A 6,076-nucleotide genomic window follows, 5' to 3' on the forward strand; every position below is an offset into this window, starting at 1 on the left:
TTCTTGCAATTTATAACTTTGTTGGTAACTGGGGCTGGGCTATAGTAATATTAACTATTTTAATAAGAATTGTTCTATTCCCACTTACTTTTAAGGGAATGGTATCTATGCAAAAACTAAAAGAGCTGTCTCCAAAAATTAAAGAGTTACAGCAAAAATATAAAGGAGACCCTCAAAAATTAAACGCTCATATGATGCAGCTTTATAAAAAGCATGGTGCAAATCCGATGGGTGGGTGTTTGCCGCTATTGTTGCAAATTCCGGTATTTTTTGCTATATATAGAGTGCTATTAAACGCGATAGAGCTTAAAGGCGCTGAATGGATTTTATGGATAAAAGATTTAAGCGTAATGGATCCATACTTTATTTTGCCTATATTGATGGGAGCAACGATGTTTATTCATCAAAAAATCACTCCTACAACAATAACGGATCCTATGCAGCAGAAGATTTTTCAATATCTTCCAATAGTTTTTACTTTTTTCTTTATAACATTTCCGGCAGGTTTGACGCTGTATTGGTTTGTTAACAATATTTTATCCATTATTCAGCAATTGATAGTAAACAAAGCTTTTGAAGCTAAAAAAGTTGTCCAAAAGGAAAGCTAAAATGGAAAATGGCAAAAAAATAGAAGCCAATACCTTAGAAGAGGCTTATAAAAAAGCTTCTATTGAGCTTGGATGTTCCATAACCGATCTTGAAATAGAGGTTATTCAACACCCATCAAAGGGATTTTTAGGCTTTGGCAAAAAAAACGCAATAATTTTGGCTACTTGTAAAAAACCTTTGAAAGAGGAGAAAGTTGAAGAAAAAGTTGAGGAAAAGATAGTCGTTGAAAAAAAAGAGATAACCAAGACAAAACCAGTCGAAATTTCAAAACCTATCGAGGCTCAAAAACCATCATTTATAAAACAGGAAACAAAAGAAGAGACAAAAGAAAAAACAGAAAAAAAAGAGGTAAAAAAAGAGATCAAACTTCCTGAAATTAAAGAGGAGTTTAGTGATTTTTATAAAGAAAAAACTTCAATAGAGGATATCGCTAAAGAAGTTGAAGAAAAAATTAACGATCTTTTTAAAGAGGCCTGTTTTGATATTGAAAAAGTAGTTGTAAAGCCTTATGATGACAATACTCTACTGATAGAATTTAGTGGGCCTGATTCTGCGCTTTTGATAGGAAAAGAGGGATATAGGTATAAAGCACTCTCTTATATGCTCTTTAACTGGATTAATTCAAAATACAATCTACAAATTAGACTTGAGATTGCCGAATTTTTAAAATCTCAAGAAGAGATGATTAAAAACTATTTAAAACCTTTAATAGAAAAAATAAAAAAAGAGGGAAGAGGACAGACAAAACCTCTTGATGGAGTTTTAGTTCAGATTGCGCTAAAAGAGCTAAGAGAAGTTTTTCCAAATAAATATGTCGCAATAAGGACAAACAGACAGGGTGAAAAATATATTATAGTAAACGAGTTTAACAAAAAAAAATGAATAATGATACCATTGCCGCCATAGCAACCAGTCACGGAATAGGCTCGATAGCGATTGTAAGAGTAAGCGGCGACAAGGCGTTGGAAATTGCCAAAAAAATTTCTAAAAAAGATGGATTTACTCCAAGATACGCTACACTATCCTTGCTTTACGATAAAAATAAAGAAATTATAGATCAAAGTATTATTATCTATTTTAAATCCCCTTTTTCATTTACTGGTGAAGACATTATAGAATTTCAATGCCATGGAGGCATAATTGTTGCAAGAAAGATTTTAGATACTGTCATTGAGTATGGCGCAAGATTGGCAAATCCTGGTGAATTTAGCAAGAGAGCTTTTCTAAACGGCAAAATAGATTTAACAGAAGCTGAAGCTATCGCGAAACTAATAGAGGCAAAAAGTGAAGATGCAGCAAAAATTTTAGCTAAACAGCTAAAAGGGGAATTAAAAGAGTATATAGAAGATATAAGGGAGTCTCTAATCAAAATTTTAGCTTACGCGGAAGTAAATATAGATTATGCCGAAGAAGATCTTCCTAAAGATCTAATGGAGCAGATTGAAGATCAGCTAATTAAAATAAAAGAAAAACTATCGACCACTCTAACATCCAGCCAAAGAAGAGCGGGACTAATCGAGGGATTTAAAGTTTCAATTATTGGAAAACCAAATACCGGGAAAAGTTCCCTTTTAAATAAGTTATTAAGTTATGAAAGGGCTATTGTTAGCGAAATAGAAGGAACTACAAGAGACACTATCGAAGAAAACGTAATGATAGGAACGCATCTTGTTAGAATGGTAGATACCGCCGGCATTAGAGAAGCTAAAGATACAATCGAAAAAATAGGTATTCAAAGAAGTATCAAAGCGATAGAGACAAGCGATATAATCATAGCTATGTTTGATGCAAGTAAAGAGTTAACAAAAGAAGATAAAAATATAATTGAGCTTATTAAAAAATATAAAGATCAAAAAGATTTTATTGTGATTTTGAATAAAGCAGATTTAGAGCAAAAATTTGACGATAGTGAAATAAAAGAATTCAATCCTATAAAATTGAGCGTAAAAAAAGATATTTCCAAACTTTTAAATAGACTTGAAGAGCTATTAAATTCTTATGCAAAAGGGGATGAGATATTACTGATCTCAAAAAGGCAGATAGATGCGGTTAAAGATGCACTTTTATCTATAGAAAAAGCCTTTACTCCTTTAAAAATGGGAGAGCTTGAGATTTTTGCCTATCATATAAACGACGCAATTAAGGCTATAGCTTCAATAACCAGACCGATGGAGAGTGCCGAGCTTTTAGATAAAATGTTTGGAGAATTCTGTTTAGGAAAATGAAAAAAATAGCAGCAATTGACGTAGGTTTAAAAAGAATTGGAGTAGCAATAACTCTTGATGGTAAAATCGTTTTACCTCAAAACGCAATCGTTAGAAAAAACAGACTTCAAGCGGCAAAAGAGGTTGAAAATTTTTTAAAAGAGTGGGATATAAAAGAGCTTGTGGTAGGCGTTCCCCTTGGTGGAAGTAGTGAAGAAGAGATGAAAAAAAGAGTTAAGCATTTTGTAGATTTGATCCAATTTTCTGGAAAAATTCATTATATAGACGAAAGTTTTACATCATATGAAGCAAAAGAGTTAACAAAAGGGCAGTTTAGACATAAAAAAGATGGAAAAATAGACTCAATTGCCGCCGCACTAATTTTAGAAAGATTTCTTGAGAGTAAAAAAGATGATAGCTAAAGGTTTTAAAGGCAAATATTTTTCTCTTCAGGCAATTGCCGCTACCACATCTTGCGCAAAATTGACCTCTTTAAATAGTGCATTTAAAAGCTATATTTTAAAAATAATAAATTATGATAAAGATGACGAAACTTGCGATGAAGATCCGCCTCCGTTAGAGAGTCTATTTCAAAAGTTTTTTAATTTTTTGGCTTTAATATCCAAAAAACCCTGTTTTTGCAATATATTTTTTGCTTGTTTAGCTTATAAAACATTAAAACTCTCCCGCATTAAAAAACCGCCCATATGCAAATGTAGAAAAACAAAAACCGGAATAGCTCCTCCAACTTCGAAGTCCGACTTCAAACATTTTATTTTCTATAAATTGCGATATTACCTTAACATTTACAATTTTTTTAAAAACTTCGAAGTCCGACTTCGAACATTTGAATAATAAGGAGTGATAATGACTTATATACACGGGTTTCCAAGAATAGGAGAGAAAAGAGAGTTAAAATTTGCACTTGAGAAGTATTGGAGTGGTGAAATTGGTTTTGAAGAGTTAGAAAAAGTTTCAAAAGAGCTAAGAGTTAGGCATTTAAATTATCAAAAAGAGGCCAAAATAGATTTTATAAGCGTAAACGATTTTAGTTATTATGATAATATGATAGATACTATCGTAATGCTTGGATGCGAGCCAAAAGAGTATCAAGATGTTGAGGGTATCGATAGATATTTTGCTATGGCAAGGGGAGATAAAACTCATAAAGCTCTTGCTATGACTAAGTGGCTAAATACAAACTATCACTATTTTGTTCCAACAATTGAGTCAAATCAAAAGTTTATCCCAAATTGCGAAAAAATCATAAAAGAGTATAAAGAAGCAAAAGAGCTCAAAATTAAACCAAAAATCAACATCATTGGTCCGGTTAGCTTTTTGAGTTTTTCAAGAGGAGCAAAAGGAAACGATCCTCTTGATGAGATTTGCGGTGCAATAGAGGCTTATGGGAATATTTTAAAAATTATCTCAAAATTGGATACCCATATAACCGTTCAGTTTGAGGAGCCAGCATTAGTAAAAGATCCTTCTAAAAAAGAGCTTGAGGCTTTAAAATATGCTTATAATAAATTAAGCGAAATATCTAACAATATCGATATTTTCGTATCCACATATTTTGAGAGGGCAAATGAAGGGGTGGATATTTTGGTTGATACCAAAATAAAAGGGATCGCTCTTGATTTTGTTTACGGATCAAAAAATTTAAAATCTATCCCAAAGATAGCAAATAGCGACAAAATATTAATAGCCGGTGTAGTTGACGGTAGAAATATTTGGATAAGCGATATAGATAAAAAGGTAGAGTTTTTAAACTCTTTAGAGATTGACAAAGATAGAGTTTATGTAGCAACAAGTTGTTCGCTTCTACATGTGCCATACACTTTAAAATATGAGAAGATTTTGGATAAAAATATCAAATCCTGGCTTGCTTTTGCGTTAGAAAAACTTGATGAGATTAGAATTATCGATAAGCTTTATAGAGGCTTGGAGCTTGATGAAAAAGAGATAGAAATTTATAATTCAAACAAGAAAGCAAACCAAACACGAAAAACTTCATTGCAAATTCATAACGAGGATGTCCAAAATAGACTAAAAAATCTAAAAGATAAAGATAAACAAAGAGATATTAGTGCTATTGAAAGATTGAAAATTCAGCATGAAGTTTTAAAATATCCAATTTTACCAACGACTACGATAGGAAGCTTTCCTCAAACTTTTGAAGTTAGGAAAGTAAGAAGAGATTACAAAACAGGAGCGATAACAGAAGTAGAGTATAAGAAAAAGATAAAAGAGTTTATTAAATATTGCATAAAAGTTCAAGAAGAGATAGGACTTGATATTTTGGTTCACGGCGAGTTTGAGAGAAACGATATGGTCGAATATTTTGCCGATATGCTAAATGGAGTGGCTTTTAGCGAAAACGGCTGGGTTCAAAGCTATGGAAGTAGATGCGTAAAACCTCCTATAATATATGGAGATATAAGCAGAGAAAAACCTATGAGTATAGAGTGGATAACTTATGCGCAAAGTTTAACCGAAAAATTTGTAAAAGGGATGCTAACTGGTCCGGTTACTATGGTAAACTGGTCATTTGTTAGAGACGATCTTGATAAAGAAGTTGTATATAAACAGATGGCCTTGGCAATTGCCGATGAAGTAAAAGATCTACAAAATAAAGGGATAAAAATCATCCAAGTGGACGAAGCGGCATTTAAAGAGGGATATCCTTTAAGGAAAGAAAATAGAAGTGAATATGAAAGAGTTGCGGTTGAGAGTTTTAAAATATCAACGGCACCCGCAAAGGCCCAGACTCAGATCCATACTCATATGTGTTATAGCGATTTTAACGATATTATGCCCACAATTGATGCAATGGACGCTGATGTTATTTCTATCGAGACAGCAAGAAACGGCAATAGAATCTTAGAGGCTTTTAAAAACTACAACTATCAAAAAGAGGTAGGGACAGGAGTTTATGATATACACTCTCCAAGGATCCCAAGTGTAGAAGAGATTGAAAAAGAGATCGAAGATAGACTTTCGGTTTTTCCGGCAAACAAACTTTGGATAAACCCAGATTGCGGTTTAAAAACAAGAAAATGGGAAGAGGTTATCCCCGCATTAAAAAATATGGTCAAAGCTACAAAAGAGGTTAGAAAAAAGATATTTTCTCTATAAGGGGCGCTTGCCCCTTACTTAAACTTTCTTTTTAAATCCATTTAATACTACTTTTGTTGTAAAAAATAATCAATTTTTTCGATAAAATAATAAAAATTTAAAAGGAGGGGATATGGGAATAGTCC

5 protein-coding genes are annotated in these 6,076 nt (G+C 32.6%); all 5 read left to right on the plus strand.

Going from position 1 to position 6,076, the window contains the following annotated elements; translation table 11 throughout:
* Nucleotides 1-608: membrane protein insertase YidC (gene yidC / locus AC30RD_RS05295; protein ID WP_489493274.1), on the plus strand; the 608-nt coding region annotated here is incomplete at its 5' end.
* Nucleotide 609: 1 nt separating this feature from the next.
* Nucleotides 610-1,491, plus strand: coding sequence for a Jag N-terminal domain-containing protein (locus tag AC30RD_RS05300; protein WP_489493275.1), 882 nt, complete (start codon nt 610-612; stop codon nt 1,489-1,491).
* On the plus strand, nt 1,488-2,834 hold the full coding sequence (gene mnmE / locus AC30RD_RS05305) for a tRNA uridine-5-carboxymethylaminomethyl(34) synthesis GTPase MnmE (RefSeq protein ID WP_489493276.1): 1,347 nt from the start codon (nt 1,488-1,490) through the stop codon (nt 2,832-2,834). Before AC30RD_RS05300 ends, mnmE begins: the two co-directional genes overlap by 4 nt.
* Nucleotides 2,831-3,235 carry a Holliday junction resolvase RuvX gene (gene ruvX / locus AC30RD_RS05310; protein WP_489493277.1) on the plus strand — a complete coding sequence of 135 codons (405 nt, stop codon included), beginning with the start codon at nt 2,831-2,833 and terminating at the stop codon, nt 3,233-3,235. Before mnmE ends, ruvX begins: the two co-directional genes overlap by 4 nt.
* A 445-nt stretch (nt 3,236-3,680) precedes the next feature.
* Nucleotides 3,681-5,951: a 5-methyltetrahydropteroyltriglutamate--homocysteine S-methyltransferase gene (metE, locus tag AC30RD_RS05315; RefSeq protein ID WP_489493278.1), complete on the plus strand. Its 2,271-nt coding sequence runs from the start codon at nt 3,681-3,683 to the stop codon at nt 5,949-5,951.
* Nucleotides 5,952-6,076: the final 125 nt, after the last annotated feature.

Source organism: Nitrosophilus sp. (assembly GCF_982775275.1).